17 protein-coding genes and 1 pseudogene are annotated in these 19410 nt (G+C 63.9%); 5 read left to right on the forward strand and 13 right to left on the reverse strand.

Features of this window, described 5'->3' with window-relative positions:
* Nucleotides 1-229: 229 nt before the first annotated feature.
* The 5 genes from mmsB to CXY71_RS08395 all read right to left on the reverse strand — a co-directional run bounded on the left by mmsB (nucleotide 230) and on the right by CXY71_RS08395 (nucleotide 6200).
* Nucleotides 230-1123 carry a 3-hydroxyisobutyrate dehydrogenase gene (mmsB, locus tag CXY71_RS08375; protein WP_104135187.1) on the reverse strand — a complete coding sequence of 298 codons (894 nt, stop codon included), beginning with the start codon at nucleotides 1121-1123 and terminating at the stop codon, nucleotides 230-232.
* A 153-nt stretch (nucleotides 1124-1276) separates the two neighbouring features.
* Entirely contained in the window at nucleotides 1277-2260 is a 984-nt protein-coding gene (locus CXY71_RS08380; RefSeq protein WP_104135188.1) for a serine hydrolase, read from the reverse strand.
* A gap of 261 nt (nucleotides 2261-2521) precedes the next feature.
* On the reverse strand, nucleotides 2522-4486 hold the full coding sequence (locus CXY71_RS08385; RefSeq protein ID WP_104135189.1) for a M13 family metallopeptidase: 1965 nt from the start codon (nucleotides 4484-4486) through the stop codon (nucleotides 2522-2524).
* Between the two features lie 461 nt (nucleotides 4487-4947).
* Complete coding sequence (locus tag CXY71_RS08390; RefSeq protein WP_233204558.1) at nucleotides 4948-5226, reverse strand: transcriptional regulator; 279 nt, start codon at nucleotides 5224-5226, stop codon at nucleotides 4948-4950.
* Nucleotides 5227-5255: 29 nt separating this feature from the next.
* Nucleotides 5256-6200 carry a sodium-dependent bicarbonate transport family permease gene (locus tag CXY71_RS08395; RefSeq protein ID WP_104135191.1) on the reverse strand — a complete coding sequence of 315 codons (945 nt, stop codon included), beginning with the start codon at nucleotides 6198-6200 and terminating at the stop codon, nucleotides 5256-5258.
* Nucleotides 6201-6340: 140 nt separating this feature from the next.
* Here CXY71_RS08395 and CXY71_RS08400 point away from each other — a divergent pair, with 140 nt between their 5' ends.
* The 4 genes from CXY71_RS08400 to CXY71_RS08415 all read left to right on the forward strand — a co-directional run bounded on the left by CXY71_RS08400 (nucleotide 6341) and on the right by CXY71_RS08415 (nucleotide 9338).
* Nucleotides 6341-6625 (forward strand): MarR family transcriptional regulator, encoded by a 285-nt coding sequence (locus tag CXY71_RS08400; RefSeq protein WP_104135192.1) that lies wholly within the window; start codon nucleotides 6341-6343, stop codon nucleotides 6623-6625.
* A gap of 181 nt (nucleotides 6626-6806) precedes the next feature.
* Nucleotides 6807-7592 (forward strand): DUF6671 family protein, encoded by a 786-nt coding sequence (locus CXY71_RS08405; protein WP_233204559.1) that lies wholly within the window; start codon nucleotides 6807-6809, stop codon nucleotides 7590-7592.
* A 123-nt stretch (nucleotides 7593-7715) separates the two neighbouring features.
* Complete coding sequence (locus tag CXY71_RS08410; protein ID WP_104135193.1) at nucleotides 7716-8942, forward strand: calcium:proton antiporter; 1227 nt, start codon at nucleotides 7716-7718, stop codon at nucleotides 8940-8942.
* A 57-nt stretch (nucleotides 8943-8999) separates the two neighbouring features.
* Nucleotides 9000-9338, forward strand: a complete 339-nt coding sequence (locus CXY71_RS08415) for a hypothetical protein (RefSeq protein ID WP_104135194.1) — start codon at nucleotides 9000-9002, stop codon at nucleotides 9336-9338.
* 216 nt (nucleotides 9339-9554) lie between these two features.
* Here CXY71_RS08415 and CXY71_RS08420 read toward each other — a convergent pair whose 3' ends face one another.
* Genes CXY71_RS08420 through CXY71_RS08430 form a run of 3 tightly spaced genes read right to left on the reverse strand, consistent with a single transcriptional unit; the run spans nucleotide 9555 to nucleotide 12410 of the window.
* A complete protein-coding gene (locus CXY71_RS08420) occupies nucleotides 9555-10973 on the reverse strand; it encodes an NAD(P)(+) transhydrogenase (Re/Si-specific) subunit beta (RefSeq protein ID WP_104135195.1) in 1419 nt (472 codons plus the stop codon).
* Nucleotides 10974-10975: 2 nt separating this feature from the next.
* A complete protein-coding gene (locus tag CXY71_RS08425; RefSeq protein ID WP_104135196.1) occupies nucleotides 10976-11293 on the reverse strand; it encodes an NAD(P) transhydrogenase subunit alpha in 318 nt (105 codons plus the stop codon).
* Between the two features lies 1 nt (nucleotide 11294).
* Nucleotides 11295-12410 carry an NAD(P) transhydrogenase subunit alpha gene (locus CXY71_RS08430; protein WP_199184256.1) on the reverse strand — a complete coding sequence of 372 codons (1116 nt, stop codon included), beginning with the start codon at nucleotides 12408-12410 and terminating at the stop codon, nucleotides 11295-11297.
* A 418-nt stretch (nucleotides 12411-12828) separates the two neighbouring features.
* On the opposite strand from CXY71_RS08430, the gene CXY71_RS08435 reads away from it, so the two are divergent.
* A complete protein-coding gene (locus tag CXY71_RS08435; RefSeq protein ID WP_104135198.1) occupies nucleotides 12829-14151 on the forward strand; it encodes an MATE family efflux transporter in 1323 nt (440 codons plus the stop codon).
* A gap of 134 nt (nucleotides 14152-14285) precedes the next feature.
* Here the strand turns inward: CXY71_RS08435 and CXY71_RS08440 are convergent.
* From CXY71_RS08440 to CXY71_RS08460, 5 genes and pseudogenes are all read right to left on the reverse strand, one after another.
* A pseudogene (locus CXY71_RS08440) lies at nucleotides 14286-15457 on the reverse strand (APC family permease).
* Between the two features lie 170 nt (nucleotides 15458-15627).
* Nucleotides 15628-17106 (reverse strand): aldehyde dehydrogenase family protein, encoded by a 1479-nt coding sequence (locus tag CXY71_RS08445; protein ID WP_199184257.1) that lies wholly within the window; start codon nucleotides 17104-17106, stop codon nucleotides 15628-15630.
* On the reverse strand, nucleotides 17103-17786 hold the full coding sequence (locus CXY71_RS08450; RefSeq protein WP_104135199.1) for an HD domain-containing protein: 684 nt from the start codon (nucleotides 17784-17786) through the stop codon (nucleotides 17103-17105). Before CXY71_RS08450 ends, CXY71_RS08445 begins: the two co-directional genes overlap by 4 nt.
* 4 nt (nucleotides 17787-17790) lie before the next feature.
* On the reverse strand, nucleotides 17791-19086 hold the full coding sequence (locus CXY71_RS08455; protein WP_104135200.1) for an NAD(P)/FAD-dependent oxidoreductase: 1296 nt from the start codon (nucleotides 19084-19086) through the stop codon (nucleotides 17791-17793).
* Between the two features lie 3 nt (nucleotides 19087-19089).
* A complete protein-coding gene (locus CXY71_RS08460; protein WP_104135201.1) occupies nucleotides 19090-19401 on the reverse strand; it encodes a 2Fe-2S iron-sulfur cluster-binding protein in 312 nt (103 codons plus the stop codon).
* Nucleotides 19402-19410 lie beyond the last annotated feature (9 nt).

Raw genomic sequence — 19410 nt, forward strand, 5'->3', positions numbered from 1 at the left:
GCCGACAAACCCACCAAGAATGACCGCCTCGAACTAGCCGCCTAAACTCCCACTGGTCTCATCCGCCTTGACAAGTTCCGACCGGCAATGTCCACAGGTGTCGTCACACACATTGACGCCCTGCCACGGATCGTAAAGTCCGGTATGCTCGCAGTCGCGCACCGAGGTGTCAATTCGACCCAGCAAAGCGTGTGAATTCGTCACGGACTCACACCTCGCCGCAGCAGCGTCACGCCAGGGTGCCGTCGACGAGCTTCACGATCATCGAGCAGTCTTTGCCGCCCTGACCCTGGTCGACCAGGCGCTGGAACAACTCAGCCACGTGCTTGCCGATCTCGAGCGGCGTGTCGGTGGCGACCGCGGCGGCGACCGCGAGGCCGATGTCCTTATTGGCGAGCTCGGCGGTGAAGGTCGGCGCGAAATCACGGTTCACGGCCGCCGACGGCACCACGCCCTCGATCGGATACCAGGTTCGCAGCGCCCAACTGTCGCCCGATGATACGGATGCGATATCCCAGAACACCTGCGGGTCCAGTCCCAGCCGCTCGGCCAACACCGCCCCCTCGGAAGTTGCGGCGAGGTTGATGAACAGCATGAGGTTGTTGCAGATCTTCGCCGCCTGACCGGTCGTTGCACCACCGGTCGGAATGATGTTCGCCGCCATTGGCTGGATGTAGGTGGTCGCGGCGGCGACCGCATCCGCTTCACCGCCGACCATGAAGGTCAGCGTGCCGGCCTCAGCACCGGTGATGCCGCCGGAAACAGGGGCGTCAACGAGGCGAAAACCCGCCGCTATCGCCGCGTCATGCAGAGCCTGGGACGATTCGATGTCGATCGTCGAGGACTCCACCAAGAGCGTTTTCAGGTCGGCGTTGGCGAACACTCCCGCTTCGCCGAAGTACACCGCGCGGGCGTGCGCGCCTTTGGGAAGCATGGTGAAGACGACCTCGGCACCTTCAACGGCGTCCTTGATGCTCGTCGCGCGGGTCACGCCAGCGGCGACTGCGGCATCGAGGGCCTCGGCGTTGAGGTCGAAGCCGCGCACACTGTGGCCCGCCTTTACCAGGTTCGCCGTCATGGGGCCACCCATGTGGCCGAGTCCAATCCATCCGATAACCGCCATGGCATAGCTCCTTCGCTCAGGTGACGGGCGTCGATGCCCGTCCTGTACACGATGGCACAACTTGGCGGGCTGCCCGGTCGCTGAGACGTGAATTTAGGGCCGACAAATTATAACCGATCCAAGTTTCACCTCTCGGCGAACGCCCTGAATGCTTCAGTGCACGTACTCCAGCAGGTCAGCCCCGACAGCGCGCATCCCGTCGAGCACCGCAAGACGGGCCATCAGCAGGGCGTCGTCGAACGCCATCGACACGGCGTAAGTCGCGCCGGCCCGAGGGCCACGGAGGATACCCACCTCGCTGCGTACCCCGGCGGTAGCCCCGGTCTTGTTGACCATCAGCAAACCATGGTCGCTCTCCCGGTGCGCCAGGGGATCCAACCCAAAGGCACTCGCCACGAGCGACAGGTCGGTGTTGAGCGACAGCCAGCCGATAACGCGCGCACTCGTCTCGGCGTCCACGATCTCGCCGCGGGCGAGCGCGGTGAACAGCCAGGTCAGTTCCTTGGCGCTGCCCACCGACAGCTGGGGTGCGTCATCCGGTCCGCGTTTGTCGCGTACCAGGTCGAGCAGTGCCGTGCGGCTGAGGCCGAGCTGCTCGGTGCGGGCGCGCACCGAGTGCAGCCCGACGGCTCGAATGAGCACATTCGTCGCGAGGTTGTCGCTCGTCGCCCCGACGAGGGCGGCAAGGTCGGCCACGCCCAATCGGGCCACCTGCAGGTGCTGCCAGACGCCGGAATCGCTCACGGCATCGACATTCGTTCGCTCGAGCATCGTGGCCATTCCGAACTCGGCGTCTTTCAGGCGCGCGGCCACCTCGATCAGCAGCAGCACCTTGCCGATACTTGCGGTCGGCATCGAGACGTGGTCGTCGACCGAGAACAAGACCCGCCCGGTCGCGAGGTCGGTCGCTCGGGCCGAGACCTGCACACCGTTCAAGGCGAGATCGCCCAGTGCAGCGAAGCCGCGAGCGAAGCTTTCTGGAGCCTCGGCACCACGGTGTTTACCACCGGGCGCTGCGGCGTGGCGGGAACGCACGAAGCCGCCTGAGGCGACGGCATCGCCCGCATTCTGGCCAGACCGATGCCCGCCGCCGTCGCTAGAACCAGAACCGCCCGCAGAACCACTGGAGAAGACCATCGTTGGCGCATTCCTCCCTCGGTGCTGCCGCTTACTACAAAACCGGACTGCGCCCAACTGAGTCCATCGGCTCAGCGCTAATCTGCTCAGCCAGCGCCAAACCGCTCAATGTCAGCCTCTGGTCGGACCAAGGCGCACGGCCAACCCTAACCCAGGCGGAGACGCACGGACTGGCCGAGGTCAAAAGCCCCGACACTAGGTCCTGACACGCCACCCGGGCCCCGGCGCGCCAACGCGACTCGCCCGCCACTGACAGTGCCGCTACCAGATCGTGACGCGCTTGTCGGGGGCAAGCCAGAGGGCATCCGCTTCGGAAACGTCGAACGCCGCGTAGAACGCTGGAATGTTGCTGACGATCTGGTTGCAGCGAAACTCGTTCGGCGAGTGCGGGTCGATGGCCAGCAAGCGGATGGCCTCAGCGTCGCGCAGCTTCATTTGCCAGGCCTGGGCCCACGAGAGGAAGAACCGTTCGGCACCGGTGAAGCCGTCGATAACCGGGCTTTCCTGGCCGTCGAGCGAGAGCAGGTAGGCCTTCCAAGCGATGGAGAGCCCGCCGAGGTCGCCGATGTTCTCGCCGATTGTGAGCGCGCCGTTCACTGTGTTGCCCGGGATAGCCAGCGGTTCGAGGCCCTCGAATTGTGCGATGAGCGCCGTCGTACGCAGCTCGAATGCGGCTTTGTCGTCGGCGGTCCACCAGTCGGTGAGCCGGCCGTCGCCGTCGTACTTGGAGCCCTGGTCGTCGAAGCCGTGGCCGATCTCGTGGCCGATGACCGCGCCGATCGCGCCGTAGTTGGCGGCCGGGTCGCGCGCGTCGTCGAAGAACGGATACTGCAAAATTGCCGCCGGAAAAACGATCTCGTTGAATCCGGGATTGTAGTAGGCGTTGATGGTCTGCGGGGTCATGAACCATTCGTCGCGGTCGAGCGGCTTGCCGATTTTGCCGAGCTCGCGCTGAAACTCGAACTCTCCGGCGGCTTTGACATTGCTGATCAGGTCGTCGGCGTTGATCTCAAGGCTTGAATAGTCGCGCCACTTCACCGGATAGCCGATCTTCGGCGTGAATTTGCTGAGCTTCTCGAGGGCTCGTGTGCGTGTCTCTTCGGTCATCCATTCGAGAGTGCTGATGCTGTTTTCGTAGGCCTGCACAAGATTGGCCACGAGCACGTCCATGCTGGCCTTGGCGCTTGGCTTGAAGTGGCGCTCCACGTAGATGCGGCCGACAGCCTCGCCGAGTGCGCCCTCCACGAGTGAGACGCCACGCTTCCAACGATCGCGCAACTGCGGGGTGCCGCTCAAGGTGCGACCATAAAAGTCGAAGTTCGCCTCGACAAATTCGCCGGACAAATACGCAGCACTCGAGCGGATGACCTGCCACCGCAGCCAGTCCTGCCATGATTCCAGGCGGTCGTCGGTGAGGGTGGCGGCGAGTCCGGCGATGTAGCTGGGCTCGCGCACGACGACCTCCTCGAGGGCGCCGGCCGGGGCGTCGAGGCCCGCAAGCCACAGGTCGACATCGACGCCGGCGGCTAGCGCGGAGACCTGGCCCCAGGTGCGCAGGTTGTAAGTCTTCTCACTGTCGCGAGTAGCGACCTTGTCCCAGTGGTGCGAGGCGAGTTCGGTCTCGAGGTCGAAAACACGCGCTGCGCGGGGGGCGGCGTCGGTGAAACCGGCGAGGGTGAGCATTCGCTCGAGAAATTCTTGGTACTTGGTGCGAATGTCTGCGAACTTTTCTTCACGGTAATAGGACTCGTCTGGCAAGCCGATGCCGCCCTGCGCGATGAAGACGAGGTAGCGTTCTGGGTTGCCTGGGTCGTTGTCGACGTAAAGGTGGAAGGCTCCGGCAACTCCGCCACGTTCAAGGCGGCCGAGAGTCGCGAGCAGTTCGGAGATGGTGGTGATAGCGTCGACCGCTGCAAGGTCTTCTTGCAATGGTGCCGCACCGAGCGCTTCGATGCGTTCCTCGTCGAGATAGCTCGTGTAGAGGTCGCCGAACTTGCGCTCGAGGCTGCCAGCCGGCGCGGTCTGCGCCTCGACGATGATCTCGCGCACGGCCTTCTCAGCGTCTTCGGCGAGCATCATGAAGGAGCCCCAACGGGCCTTGTCGGCGGGAATCTCGCTGCGCGCGATCCACTGGCCATTCACGTGCCGAAAGAGGTCGTCTTGCGGGCGCACCTCCGGGTCGAGTTCGCTTGTGTTGATTCCGGATGCAGTCGCCAGCTCAGTCATGGGTTCAGCTTATCTGGGGCCGGTGACTGGGAGCCGTGCAGGCGTGCCGCGGGCGCGGCCACGCCGCGTACTCATGTTCCGGGGTATACATGCCGCCGACACGATCGGTCTGCCACTAGCTTTCGGCATCATCGCAGTCGTTTACACGCCCATCACCCTGAGCCCGCTTACGGGCGGTTCCTGGAGACGGATGGAGCGACGGCCCCGTGCGACAGCCGCGATCGACGAGTCGGACACCCGTTGAACGACCCCAATGATCGCGGCAGGCGTCTTTCAACCCATGTGTTCCCACACGTAGGTTTCGAGCCACCACAAACACGAATCGAAATGCGAGACGCGTTGAGACTGGATACGGGATCGCTCGGCGCTGCCCGATCCGGTTGCCCTGCGGAAGGATTGTGCAGACCCACGGACAGTCACCGACGCCTGCGATAAATCACCGGACGAACCTGAGTTGGGTCTCAGAATTTCTCAGGTCGGAGTACTTCAATATCACTTACGAACAGGATCATGGCGTAGTCGTCGTAGTAATGCTCTTGAAAATAGGCGGTGATATTCACAGCTGTCGCTGTGTCGCACACCACCTCGATGCGGATGTTCCCATTCGCTTCCCAGCCTGCGTTGCGAGTACCACGGCTCCCCTTGCCGCGAGCGTCAGTGATGGTATACCCGTGGGCGTGAAGCCGATCGATATCCCGAACGAGAGTGCTCTCGAGAGCGGCTTCGGTGATGACGGTCAACAGCTTGCGTGTATGGCGGTGCATTGGGTTCAACCTTTCGCGAACGTGTGAGCCCACACGGCGAGTGCGTGGTAGAGCGGAATTCCGATCATGACGTTGAACGGGAATGTTATCCCGAGTGCACCGGCCAGGGACAGGGTGGGGTTGGCCTCGGGTACAGAGGTGCGCATGGCTGCCGGTACCGCAATGTAGGACGCACTAGCCGCCAGAGTCGCCAGAATGGTCGTTCCTCCGATGGAGAGGCCCAAAGACCACCCCAGCCACGTTCCCACCAACGCCGAAAAAAGCGGCATTGCGATTGCAAAGACCACCAGAAATGGGCCGTGTCGGCGCAGGCTTCCCATTTGTGTCGCCGTAATCAAGCCCATCTCCAGCAGAAAGAGAGCGAGAATTCCCTTGAAGAGATCCACGAACAGCGGTTCGATGGACGACAACCCGTCCGGGCCAGCTACCCAGCCGATGAACAGTCCGCCCAAGAGTAGCACGATGCCCTTTCCCAGAAACACTTCATGGGCGATCGATTTCCACGCCGTCTCGCGCGAGATGCCTCGCGCGAGAACAATTCCTACGAGGATAGCTGGCACTTCCAGCAGCACCAGAAGCAGCGGCATGTGTTCTTCGAACGAGATCTGCTGGCTGCCGAGGTAGGCGACGGCCACGGCGTAGGTGCCCACGCTCACGGAACCGTAATGGGCCGCGATAGATGCCGCATCCGCTCGCTTAAAACGGCCCAGATAACGCAGTACGGGGAATGCGAACAGGGTGAGGCCAAAGCCCATGACCACCACCGTGAGCATCTGTGGCAGCAGACTGGCGAAGGGCTGCCTGGCGAGTTCCACGCCGCCCTTGAGGCCAATGGCCAGCAACAGCACGATACTGACGAACTCGTAAATCGCCGCCGGAAGACGCAACTCTGAACGCAGGAGGCCGGCCACGGCGCCGAGCAGAAAGAAAAGAATGATGGGATCGATCACATTGTGGCTCTCTGATTTACTCTGCTCGAAGTTCGAAGAAGCGGCGCGACTCCATGGTGACCAACCCCGTCAATGCACGCTGACCAATACGTGCTAACACTAGCGCGTATTGTGGAGCGTGTATCGTCTATGCTGAGACGATGGCCGACTGGACCTTTCTTACTAATCACGCACACGTTCTGCTCTGCGTTTTCCAAGACCCCAGCATGCGATTGCGCGATATCGCAGTCGAAGTGGGCATCACCGAACGCGCCGCCCAGCGCATCATCGCCGAACTTGTCGCAGATGGCTATCTCACACGTCAACGCGACGGACGGCGCAACAGCTATCAGCTCTACCCAGACTTACCTCTTCGGCATCCTCTGGAACGCCACCACCACATTGGTGAGCTTCTCAGAGCGCTTGGATCCATAGACCGTGTCTAGCCGCCGAGGTCGAAACCGCCAGCCTTTACCGTGTGGCACTGTCTTCGAAAAGTCTGTGCCAGCAACTCCTGGTCAGCAGGACCGGTGAGTTGTGGTCTGCAGTGATTCAGGCAATTCTGACTCGATCTCCATCTACTCCGGTAAACGGGTCGCTCTGCTTACCCAGCATGGCAAGGAGCGCGTGGTCGGTCCTGTGTTGGAACGAGAACTTGGTTGCCGGGTCGAACACGTCGTGGGCTACGACACGGATCTACTCGGTACTTTCACCCGCGATATCCCCCGCGCCGGCACACAGCTTGAGGCGGCGCGCAAGAAAGCGCGCATGGGTATGGAAATGTCGACATTACCCCTGGGCCTTGCCAGCGAGGGATCGTTTGGTCAGGATCCGTTCATGGGGATGTTCCCCTGGAACGTTGAAATCCTTATCTGGCTCGACCGTGAGCGCGAGTTGGAGATCGTGGGCGTGGCGCAAGGCAAAGCAAATTTCGCCCACCTGCTGACAGCGGACTGGGGAACGGCCGAAACGTTCGCCCGCAAATCGAAGTTTCCCGAACACCACGTAGTCGTACGCCCGGAAAGTGAACACGACCCCCGCATCCGCAAGGGAATCGCCGCCTGGACGGAACTGGAAATCACCTTTGCGTGGGCGCTGGCGGAATCGAAAAACGGCCACGTTTTTCTCGAGACAGACGTGCGCGCCCATGCCAATCCAACGCGTATGGAAAACATCCGTCTCGCGGCCGAAGACCTCGCACAGAAACTGCGCTCCCTGTGTCCAGCCTGCGGCACCCCAGGTTTCTGGAGCGTAGAACGAGTGGCAGGACTACCTTGCAGCGACTGCTACGCGCCCACGAACGCAACCCGCGCTGAAACTCAGGGATGCCTCATCTGTCCTCATCGCTACACTCGCGAGTTCACCGACCGAAGCTACGCCGACCCGCGTTTTTGCGACACCTGCAACCCGTGATCTCCGGTGAGAACCACGATTCTGGTATCGTCTATTTGATGAATGCACGCTGCGTTCATGCGTCACGGGACGACCTCGGGCGCTGCGGTTTGCAGGGGGACGGCCTCCAATAAAGGCAGGCTCATGTCCACCAAGCACCCCGCGAATTCTCCTACCCCTACCCAGGTCCGCTCGAATGACGGCTGGCGGGTTCTGTTGAGCCGATCAACGACGGTGACCCTCGCGATCGCATGGCTGGTCTCGATCGGTGTGCTGACAGTCGGCCGTGATCTTGTCGCCCACCCGCCGAGTGTGGCAGTCGCGGTGGGCGTGTTTCTGATCGTCCTCGCAGCGATCATGGTCGCCGCGTTCGGAGTTGTCCACCAGGCTGAGGAGCTGGCCCACAAGCTGGGAGAACCATTCGGGACGCTGATTCTGACATTGACCGTCGTCATCATTGAAGTGGTCCTCATTTCCGCCGTCATGCTTGGGCCGTCGGGTTCGACGACGATCGCACGCGACTCGGTATTCGCCGTCATGATGATCATCATCAACGGGGTCATGGGTGTGTCCCTCCTCCTAGGCGGCATGAAGCACGGCCCGCAGCGCTACAACATGGAAGGCGCGTCGGTCTATGTTGCGATGATCGCCGTGTTGTCGCTGTGCACGCTCGTACTGCCAAACTTCACAGTGTCCACCTCCAACGGGAGTCTGGTGCCCGCGCAAGCCATCGCCGTCTCGGTGCTGGCGGCGGCACTCTACGGGTTCTTCATCTACCTGCAGACGGGGAAGAGCCGGGCGTTGTTCAAGCAGCCCAGCCACGCTCAGGCAATCTTTGGAAGCGTCACTACCGCCAATATTCCCGAACCCCGTTCCGACTCTCGTGCGACCGCTGTCGTCGGCGTCGGCGTCGGCAGAGGCGAGCTTGTTCGGCGGACGCTCCTGCTAGTCGGCACTGTCCTGCCGATCGTGCTGCTCTCCCACGACCTTGGGATCCTGGTCGACGCTGGTATCGCGGCCACGGGTGCCCCCGTCGCGTTGGGCGGGGTGATCATCGCGATCATCGTCTTCACACCGGAGGCGATAACCGCAGTTCGGGCGTCGCTGGCCAACGAGGGCCAACGCACCCTCAACCTCGGGCTCGGGGCGTTCGTGTCCACGGTCGGACTCACCATCCCGGCAGTACTGATCATCGGCCTAATGACAGGCCAAGAGGTCATTCTTGGGGAATCAAACGCAAACATGGTGCTCATCGCGGTGACACTGGCAACGAGCATCATCACCTACTTCTCGCCCCGCACCACTGCTCTCCACGGAGCTGTCCACCTAGTGCTGTTCGGCATGTTCACCGTTCTCCTCTTTGCCCCTTAGCTACACTTTGCTCAAGGGCGAACTAAACATGATGATAATTCCTGATTCGACCGGGTCTTGGTTGATGACGACTACGACCGATTCGTTGACGCGGGGTTTGAGAGCACAACTCGCGAAACCGAAGACGGTCGCAGTGTACTCATGGTCACGCGCGAGTCCGGCAGTCTGAGCGCCGCACTCGTGGGTGTCGTCGAGAACGCCGGTCGGGCCGGGTTTCGCGTCGTCGGCGTGCAGCAAGAAGATGTCGTGTCACTGAAGACCGTTACGCAGCGGGTCGGGCACAGCGATGGAGGGCTGCAGCTGATCGCGCAGGGTCGGCGGGGACCGGGAAACTTTCCGGCACCGCTATCGGGCGATGGCTGGGCGATGTACTCCTTTGCCAGCGCGTGTGAATGATTTCGTCAGAACTATGGCACCGCGCCCGCGGTCAACGATGATGACCTGTTGTTGGCAGCCGCCAACCACCTGTTTCGCGCTCGTGCGCTCGTGGATGCCGCGACCCAGGCTGGACTGGCGATCCTGGCTCGGTAGCGCGTGGTTTTAGCATTGGGCATCCGTTTCCTCCTTCTATCTTTGAGCGCGGATGGGCGCCGACATGACAGAGGCGACTGCCTACAGCGCTTTGAGCTCCTCGGTCACCTGGGCGACGGATTTCTTAGCGTCGCCGAAGAGCATCGTGGTGTTGGCGCCGAAGAACAGCGGGTTCTCGATGCCGGCGAAGCCAGAGCTCATTGAGCGCTTGAGCACTATCACCGCGCGAGATTGGTCGACGTTGAGTACGGGCATCCCGAAGATGGGCGAGTTCGGGTCGGTACGTGCGCCTGGGTTGGTGACGTCATTGGCGCCGATGACGATGGTGACGTCGGTGCGGGAGAACTCGTCGTTGATGTCGTCCATTTCGATCATCGCGTCGTACGAGACGTCGGCCTCGGCGAGGAGCACGTTCATGTGCCCCGGCATGCGCCCGGCCACCGGGTGGATCGCATACTTGACCTCGATGCCACGTGCCTCGAGCACCTTGGCCATGTCCTTTACCGCGTGCTGAGCCTGGGCAACGGCGAGTCCGTAGCCTGGCACGACGATGACCTGATTGGCGTAAGCGAGCTTGATGGCGGCATCCGCTGCCGAGGTGGACTTTGCGAGTTGGTCTCCGCTGCTCGTGGCCGCAACGCCCTTGGAACCGCCGCCGAAGCCGCCGGCCACGATAGAGAGAATGGACCGGTTCATTGCCTTCGCCATGAGGTTAGTGAGGATAGTACCCGAGGCCCCGACGAGCATGCCGGCGACGATCATCGCAATGTTGTTCAGCGCGAGCCCGGCCGCCGCCGCGGAGAGACCGGTGAGCGCGTTCAGCAGCGAGATAACGACCGGCATGTCGGCGCCGCCGATCGGGAGCACGGTCATGACCCCGAGGATGCCCGCCAAGATGAGAATTGCGCCGAACCAGACCGGGTCCGCGCCGGTGTTGGCCGAGCCGATACCGACGATGATGGCCGCGACGACGGAGCCCAGGAACAGGATCGCGTTCAGCGGCTGTTGCAGTCGGCCGACCGACAGCGGATGCCCGGGCAGAATCTGCTGCAATTTGAGGAAGGCGACGACGGAACCCCAAAACGATAGTGAACCGATGATGGCCGCGAAGAGGGAGGCGATCACGAGAGGGAGAACCGGTCCGGAGGCAACGCGCAGGCCGGTGAAGCCGTCGCTTTCAATGAACTCACCCCAGGCAATGAGCGCGACGGTTCCACCGCCAACACCGTTGAACAGGGCGACGAGCTGCGGCACCGCCGTCATCTTTACCTTCCGTGCAGGCGGGATACCGACGATCACGCCCACGACGAGAGCTGCGACGATCACCAACCAGCTGCTGGTGTCGCGGATGTGGATCAGGGTCGCGATGAAGGCGACGCCCATGCCAGCCGCAGCGATTTTGTTGCCGCGCACAGCGGACCGGGGCGCGGTCAGCCCGGAGAGCCCAATAATGAACATGGCGACGGCGACGATATAGAGGGCGTAGACGAGGATGTCCATGGTCAATTCTTCCCGTCAGTCGAAGCGACGGAGCGGGTTTTGAACATGGCGAGCATCCGGTCGGTCACGACGAAACCGCCGATGACGTTGACCGTGCCGAACACGATAGCCACGAACGAGATGATCTGCAGCGGGATGCTCGGGTTGTGTGCCGTGCCGAGCACGACCAGGGCGCCGAGCACAACGATGCCGTGAATGGCGTTGGTACCCGACATGAGCGGGGTGTGCAGCGTGTTCGGCACCTTGGAGATGACGGCGAAACCGATGAAGCCCGAGAGCACGAGGATGGCAATGTTCGCCAGGAAACCGGTGTAGTCCATGTCAGATCCTGTTCGAGACTGAGTCACGCGTCACGCAGGACAGCGCTACCACGTCGTCGGAATAGTCGGGGTCGAGTCGGCCGTCCCGCACGAGCAACTCGAGCAGGGCGGTGAGGTTCTTTGAGTAAAGCTCGCTCGCATGCTCGGGCATAGTCGAGGGCAGATTGAGTGGGGACGCAATGGTGACGCCGCCGACGACCACACTCTCGCCGGGAACAGTGAGCTCGCAGTTGCCGCCGGTCTCGCCCGCCATGTCGATGACGACACTGCCCGCCTTCATGCCATACACGGCCGCAGCGGTCACCAGTCGCGGCGCCGGCCGTCCCGGCACGAGAGCGGTCGTTATGACGACGTCGAACGTGGAGATCGCCGTCTCGAGCGCGGCCTGTTGCACGGCACGTTCGTCGTCGGTGAGTTCGCGGGCATAGCCGCCGTCACCGGCCGCGTCGATCCCTACCTCGAGCCACTGGGCGCCCACCGATCGCACCTGATCGGCGACCTCAGGACGCACGTCGTAGCCGGTTGCCCGACCGCCGAGCCGCTTGGCGGTCGCGAGCGCCTGCAGCCCGGCCACGCCGACGCCGAGCACGAGCACACTGGCCGGCTTGACGGTGCCCGCCGCCGTGGTGAGCATCGGGAAGAACCTGGTCGAGAGCGATGCAGCGAGGATGACCGACTTATAGCCGGCAACGTTCGCCTGCGACGACAAGGCGTCCATGACCTGAGCACGCGAGATGCGCGGGATCGCCTCGACCGCATAGCCGACGATGCCAGCGCTCTGCAGGGCAGCGATCTTATTCTCAGCGTTGCGCGGTGCCAGGAACCCGATCAAGGTCGCGCCCGCCCTGAGGCGGGCTATTTCCGAGTCGGTGGGTGGAGCGACTTTGAGCACGATGTCGGCGCGCCAGGCGTCACCGATGGTAGCCCCGGCTGCGAGATAGAGGTCGTCACCCATGAGGGCTTCAGCCCCCGCGCCGGATTCGACGACGACGTCGAGCCCCGCGGCGACCAGGGATGCGACAGCGCGCGGCACAAGGGCGACTCGCCGCTCGTCCTCCCCGCTCTCGCGGACGACGCCGATAGTGGGTGTCTCGGGCTGTGGTTGATTAACAGGCACGGTCGAGCCTTTCGAAGCGGATGTCCGCGCGCTCGTCACTGAGGCGGCAAACATCCTTGTGGGATAAACAGGGGCACCGAGGGCCGGAAATGAAGTTCCCGGCTAAGCGCACCCGAAGCGTTCACGGTCGGCAGAAGGTCCTGGGACGAACTTAGCGGGATGGGGCGGGGGATGGGCTCGATTCGGGGGCCTCGCTCATAAAAGAGTCGGAATTCTTAACAATTTCCCCGGCTGCCGGGGCTGACTTGAGGCGTTCTCGCAAATTGAGCAGTCAGTATCCGTTAGGCATTGTTGGCATTGTTGGAAGTGGCCGCGGGTGAGCGCTACGGTAACCGGCGTAGCGCGCACCGGTATTGGGCGCGGCCACACGGAGTTCGGAAGGCCGGCGCGCCCGCCGTAGAGTCGACACATCAACATTTTGCGGGCACAACCCATCGACCGGGACATTCTGCGGCTCGCCGTACCCGCGCTCGGCGCCCTCGTGGCTGAACCGCTGTTTCTGCTGGCCGATTCGGCGATGGTCGGGCACCTCGGCACCACGCCGCTGGCCGGCCTCGGCCTTGCGAGCGCAGTGCTGCAGACCATCATCGGCCTCATGGTTTTTCTGGCCTACAGTACGACCCCGGCCGTGGCCCGCTGGCTCGGCGCCGGCGACACGCGGAGGGCGGTCTCCGTCGGCATTGACGGACTCTGGCTCGCCCTCGGTCTCGGCCTGCTGCTCGCCGCCGGCGGCCTGCTCGCTACCCCGGTACTCGTGGGCGCGTTCGGCGCCGAAACGGCCGTAACAGCGGATGCCGCCAGCTACCTCGGTATCTCGATGTTCGGCCTGCCCGCCATGCTGCTGGTGTTCGCGGCGACCGGACTACTGCGCGGCCTGCAAGACACCCGCACCCCGCTTTACGTGGCCGGGATCGGTTTCGGCGCGAACATCGCACTGAACTACGTGTTCATCTATCTGCTCGGCTGGGGCATCGCCGGGTCGGCCGTAGGTACCGTCGTGGCCCAGTGGGGCATGGTCGCTGTTTACCTTGTCGTGGTCGCCAAATATGCCCGGCGCCACAGCGCCCCGCTCCGCCCACACCGGGCCGGGCTGCTGCTCGGTGCCCGGAGCGGTGGCTGGCTGTTTGTGCGCACGCTGAGCCTGCGCGCGGCCATGCTGCTCGCCGTGTTCGTGGCCGCCCAGCTCGGCTCCCCCGAACTCGCCGCCTTTCAGATCGCAATGACCCTGTTCGCCACCCTCGCCTTCGCCCTCGACGCCCTCGCGATTGCCGCACAGGCCCTCGTCGGTCGCGGGCTCGGAGCCGGAAACGTGGTGCAGGTTCGCGCCGTGCTGCGCCGCTGCCTGGAGTGGGGCGTGCTGGCCGGTCTCGTGCTCGCAGCATTAGTGATCGGCACAAGCGGGGTGCTCGGGCACGCGTTCACCAATGCCGACGCTGTCACCTCGCTGCTGCCGCTGACCCTGATCGTGCTCGGGGCATCCGTTCCCCTCGGGGCGGTCGTGTTCGTGCTCGACGGCGTGCTGATTGGCGCCGGCGACGCCCGCTATCTCGCCCTGACCGGGCTGATCAACCTCGCCGTGTTCGTGCCGCTGGCCGCGGCAGTGCTGGTCTGGGCTCCGGCGGGCTCGGTCGGCCTCGCGCTGCTCATGGCCGCGTTCGCGCTCGGCTACCTCGGTGCCCGCGCCGCGACGCTGTCGCTGCGGGCACGCAGCATGGCCTGGATAGTCATCGGGGCGCGCTGACTACGCGCCGCGAATGCGGGATCGGCCGCGCGCCGACATTTGTTGTCTGCAGGACGCTAGTCCGGATCGACCGGATGCTCGATGTACCGCGGGCTCTTCGGGTTCATGACCGAGTTGCGGCGACCATAGAAGTATTAGATGACCAAACCGATGATGAGCCAGATGCCGAAGTGCAGCCAGGTCTGCCAGTGCAGCTGCGTGATGAGGAAGACGGAGGACAGCACCCCGAACACGGGCACCCAGGCATCAAAGGCAGCTTGAAGGTGCGAGGAACATCGGGGCGGGTGCGTCGCAACGCAATCACGGCGCCGCAGACCACGACGAAGGCGACGAGAATTCCAATATTGGTGAGGTCGGCAATCAGCCGGCTCGGGAAGACCCGGCCAGCACGGCCGCGGCAAGGCCGGCGATCCAGGTGACGCGGGCGGGAGTTTCCTTTTTGTCGGTTCCGGAGAACTATTTGGGAAGCAGGCCGTCGCGGCTCATCGAGAACCAGGCCCGGCTGACGCCGAGAAGGAACGTCAGCATGACGGTGAGGATCGAGATAGCGGCGAAGGCCGAGAGCACGGTCGCGACGATCGGAAGCCCGACGGACTGGAATGCGACGGCACAGGCGGCGGTCGGGTCGAAGTCCTGCCAATTTTGCATGCCGGTGAGCATGAGAGTGGCGAGCACGTAGAGCACCAGGGCGATGGCGAACGAGAGCAAGATCGCCTTCGGCATGTGCTTCTTGCCATCTTTGGCCTCTTCGGCGGCAGTTCTCATGGCGTCATAGCCGAAGACGGCGAAGAAAACCGTGGCCGCGCCAGTGGAGACCGCGCCGAAACCGTTCGGCAAGAATGGAACGTAATTCTGGGTGTTGATGTAGAAGAACCCCAGCGCGATGATTGCAAGGATCAGTAACACCTTGAGCCCGACGGCGACGATCGCGATGTACTCGAGCAACAGATCTCAGCCGATGAACCAGCCGACGATCTCACCGAGGGCGACATAGCCGCAGGTGTACGCAGAGCCGGCGAGGAATCATTCCGGCGAACTCCGCGTAGCTGAGGGCGGCGGCGGCGCTCGCGAGTCCGGCGATAAGGACCGAGATGAGCACGGCTGGACCCGCGCGTTCGCCGTCCGGACCGCCATTTGCAACGAGTCCAACGAGGGTGGAAATGCCGATTCCAATGATGCCGCCGACGCCGATCGCGGTGAGCTGCCAGAGTCCGAGGCTCTTGAAGAAACCGTTCTTGGCAGCCCCGCTGCCAATATCGGTAATGGGTTTGCGCTCCATGATCGAGTAGGGATTGCGCTCGTTCATCAGGCCTTTATTGGCTTGGCTACAACTACGTTTGGCGCGCTTGCACCTATATTCGGGCGGTCCCCGTGCGCACGACCGAAACTTTAACCATTCCTAAGGGTGGTAGATGCGCGAGCCGGCGCCATGCAACTCGCTGGATGTGGGACCATTCGGGTTTCCCGGTGTAGAGGTCAGCGGATGCGGCGGTGCACCGACTGCGGCGCGAGATAGGCCTTCAGACCCTCCGGCCCGAACTCGGCACCGAGGCCAGAATCGTGCCGACCGGCGAATGGCGCAGCGTGATTGGAGGCAAAGAAGCCGAGGCCGACCGAGCCGGTGTCGAACCGACCGGCGAGCGCGAAGGCCAGATCTGGATTCTCGGAGAAGATCGTGCCACCCAGCCCGAACGAGGTGTTGTTGGCCAGCGCAACGCCCTCGTCGAGCGAGGAGTAGCGCAGGATCGTCAGCACCGGACCGAAGATCTCTTCTCTGGCGATGCGCATGCCCGGCGTCACGTCGGCGAAGACCGTGGGCTTCACGAAGAAGCCTTGATCAAAGCCGGATGCCACGTCGCCACCGGTCGTGGCGCGAGCGCCCTCGGCTAGGCCGCTGCGAATATACGCGCGCACGGTCTGCTCCTGCGCGCGCGTAGCTGACGGTCCGAACACGGTGTCCGGCTGCATCGGATCGCCCTGTTTGGCAGTCGCGATGGTGGCGGTGACCATGTCGACGAGTTCATCGTAGCGCTCAGCCGGGGCGAGAATGCGGGTCGAGATATAGCAGGTCTGGCCGGTGTTGCGCATGCAGCTGCGAATCAGAACGCGCGATAGAGCGTCGAGGTCGACGTCGGGCAGCACGAGCGCCGACGACTTGCCGCCGAGTTCGAGCGTGACCGGTCGAAGCAGCTGCCCGCAGGCGCCGGCGATCGTTCGGCCGACCGGGGTCGACCCGGTGAAGGCCACCTTGTCGATGCCGGGGTGCCTGACCAGCGCGTCGCCGAACGAACCCGGTCCGGTGACGAGGTTGACCACCCCGGCGGGGATGCCGGCGGCGCGGGCAGCATCGATGATGAGCCGGACCGAGAGCGGCGTCGGCGAGGCCGGCTTGATCACGACGGTGCAGCCGGCCATCAGGGCTGGCGCGAGCTTGGCGACGACCAGGTTGATCGGAAAGTTCCACGGCGCGATCAGCGCGCAGACCCCGATCGGGTCCTGGCGCACCACGGTTTCGCCCGACCCGTCAGGAAACGGCCGAACGTCCGGCGTTTCGAGCAGGCCGGCGAGCGAGGCGAAGTAGCGAAAGATCGAGGCGGCGTTGCCGGCGGCCCGGCTGGATTCCGCGACCGGCGACCCGTTCTCCCAGGTGTTGGTGTGCGAGATGGCCTCGGCCCGCTTCTCCACCTCGTCGGCCAACCGCAACAGAAAGCCGGCACGCACCGTGGGAGTCAGGTCCCGCCATCCACTGAATGCACGGCGGGCAGCACCGACGGCCCGGTCCAGGTCGGCGGCGGATGCCTGCGGCACCGACCCCCAGACCTCCTCCGTTGCCGGGTTGGTCACCGAGGTGCGGCCGGTTCCCGTCGCGGCCTGCCACTGCCCGTCGATGAACACATCGTTGGTGTGGCGGTAAGGCAGGTTCGCGGTCACGGGAATCGGCAGCAGGCTGGTCACGCGCCGCTGCCATCAAGCGCGGGCGCGTCGATGCCGGTGGTTAGGACATCCGTTTGCAGCAGGGCCTCGGCACGTTCGAGTTCGGCGAGCGCCATCTCGTGGGCTGCCGCGGTGATGAGCTCGGGAACGATGTCGGTGCGCAGACGCCGACAGTAGGCCGAGGGCTCCTGGCCGAACCAGCCGGAGGCGAGCGCGATGCCGGTGGTGGTGAAGCGCCACAGTCGATCGGCGTCGCGCACAAGGGAATCCTCGATCGAGTAGCTCTCGGGGCGGGTGTCGTGCCCGTCGATGATGTCGGTGACGCTGGTGACGAATTCGGGGGTGTAGCCGAGGGCTGGCAGCACCTCACGGGCGATCTCGCAACCCCTCACCTCGTGTTCGTAGCGGATATCGGCCTGGCGCCAGTTGGCGCCGAAACCCTCGGAGATGATCTTGGTCTCGTCGACCCTGGCCCAGCCGGTGTCGTGCAGCAGAATGGCCACTCGTACCACGAGTGCGTCGGCTTCTGGGTAGGCCTGGCAGAGCCGCTCGGCGAAGGCGAACGAGATGGGGATGTGGATGTCGTTGGAGCGCGAGCGCATCTCGAGGCGCACAGCTCGCCAGAGCGGGTTGAGGTCGAACGAGACGACGCCGGCCGCGATCGGTGAGGTGTCGACGAGTTCTTCGGTCTGCAGTGTCATGGGGTTACTTTCCGATCAGGACGGGCACGGCAGGGGCAGTTTCGACAGCGGATGCGGCGAGTTTCTTCAGTGGCAGCGACAGGTCGGCCGCGCGGTCGGCGGGCAGCTGCTGCCCGGAGTGCAGCATGGCGCGCACGGCGATGAAGTCGAGCGGGCGGTTCACACAGTCGGCGGCGATGAGCTGCCCAGCGCGGTAGTAGAGCACCGAGAACTTCTCGGTCTCGGGGTCGCCGCGCAGCACGATCTGGTCGTGTCCGCCGCTGAGGCCGGCGATCTGCAGTTTGAGGTCGGCCTGGTCGCTCCAGAACCATGGAACCGTGGAGTATTCAGCGGGCAGGCCGAGCAGCGTCGCGGCGGCGACCTTGGCCTGTTCGACCGCGTTCTGCACGCTTTCCAGTCGGAGTCGTTCGATGCCACCGGGCGTCGCCGAAGATTTCGGCGTGGGGTTGGGCAGGTTGGTGCAGTCCCCTGCGGCGACGGTGAGCCCGTCGGAGCAAAGGGCGCTCGCGTCGACGACGACGCCGTTGTCGACGGCGAGGCCGAGCTGATCGGCCAGTTCGGTGCGGGCGATCACGCCGACGCCGATCAGAACGACGTCGGCCGGGATCACATCGCCGCTGGCCAATTCAACCCCGGTGACCCGGTCGTGCTGCCCGAGAAAACGGCTGACCTGGGCGTTCAACACCACCCGGGTGCCTCGGCGCCGGTGCGCGGCCAGGTAGAACGCGCTCGTTGCCTCGGAGACCGCCCGCCCGACCAGTCGGGGCGCGGCCTCCAATACGGTCACGGTCTTGCCGACGACGCAGGCTCCGGCGGCCACTTCGAGTCCGATGAACCCACCGCCAACGACGACCACGTTTTGAGCCGTGTGCACTCTCCGTTCGAACAGGGCGGCATCCGTTATGCTGCGCAGGTAGCTGACTCCCTCTAGTTCGCTGCCCTCGAACGGGATCTGGCGCGGAACGGCACCGGTGGTGAGGGCGAGCCGGGCGAATTCGAACCGTCGGCCGGATTCGGCCGTCGCTTCCCCGCCGTCGGCATCGCGTTGTATCGAAACGATGCGCTCCCTGGTGACGAGTTCGATGTTGTGCTCGGTATAGAACTCGTGGGTGCGAAAGGTGAGCGAGTCGGCCGTGGCCTCGCCCTTGAGAAACGCCTTTGACAGCGGCGGCCGTTGGTACGGGGCGTGCGGCTCTTCGCCGACGAGCACGATCGGATCGGTGTCGCCGAGTTCACGCAGGCTGCAGGCGAGCTGTACGCCGGCCTGGCAGGCGCCAATGATGAGAGTCCCGGTTCGCATGGTCTACACCTGTGTTTCGGGAGTAGTGACGCGAATATCGGTGTCGCGCAGCTTGAGCTGGCAGGACAGCCGGGAGTTGGACTCGCGGTCGACGGCGGTGCCATCGAGCATGTCGTCCTCAAGGTCTTCCATGGGCGGAAAGACGCTGTCGGCGCAGACGAAGACGTGGCACGTGGCGCAGGAGAGGCTGCCGCCGCACTCGGCGACGATGCCGGGAACGCCGTTGCGCACGGCGGTCTCCATCACGGAATCGCCGGCGAATCCCGCGACGGCCGTTTCACTGCCGGCGGCAGAAATATAGGTTACAGAAGGCATTCAGATCTC

This window comes from Cryobacterium sp. Y62 (assembly GCF_002929785.1).
GTDB lineage: Bacteria > Actinomycetota > Actinomycetes > Actinomycetales > Microbacteriaceae > Cryobacterium.

Coding starts and splice junctions, on each gene's coding strand:
- CXY71_RS08450 (WP_104135199.1), bottom strand. CDS start 17,786: ATGACACTGCAGACCGAAGAACTCGTCGACACCTCACCGATCGCGGCC.
- CXY71_RS08420 (WP_104135195.1), bottom strand. CDS start 10,973: ATGGACATCCTCGTCTACGCCCTCTATATCGTCGCCGTCGCCATGTTC.
- CXY71_RS08385 (WP_104135189.1), bottom strand. CDS start 4,486: ATGACTGAGCTGGCGACTGCATCCGGAATCAACACAAGCGAACTCGAC.
- CXY71_RS08460 (WP_104135201.1), bottom strand. CDS start 19,401: ATGCCTTCTGTAACCTATATTTCTGCCGCCGGCAGTGAAACGGCCGTC.
- CXY71_RS08410 (WP_104135193.1), top strand. CDS start 7,716: ATGTCCACCAAGCACCCCGCGAATTCTCCTACCCCTACCCAGGTCCGC.
- CXY71_RS08455 (WP_104135200.1), bottom strand. CDS start 19,086: ATGCGAACCGGGACTCTCATCATTGGCGCCTGCCAGGCCGGCGTACAG.
- mmsB (WP_104135187.1), bottom strand. CDS start 1,123: ATGGCGGTTATCGGATGGATTGGACTCGGCCACATGGGTGGCCCCATG.
- CXY71_RS08425 (WP_104135196.1), bottom strand. CDS start 11,293: ATGGACTACACCGGTTTCCTGGCGAACATTGCCATCCTCGTGCTCTCG.
- CXY71_RS08380 (WP_104135188.1), bottom strand. CDS start 2,260: ATGGTCTTCTCCAGTGGTTCTGCGGGCGGTTCTGGTTCTAGCGACGGC.
- CXY71_RS08400 (WP_104135192.1), top strand. CDS start 6,341: ATGGCCGACTGGACCTTTCTTACTAATCACGCACACGTTCTGCTCTGC.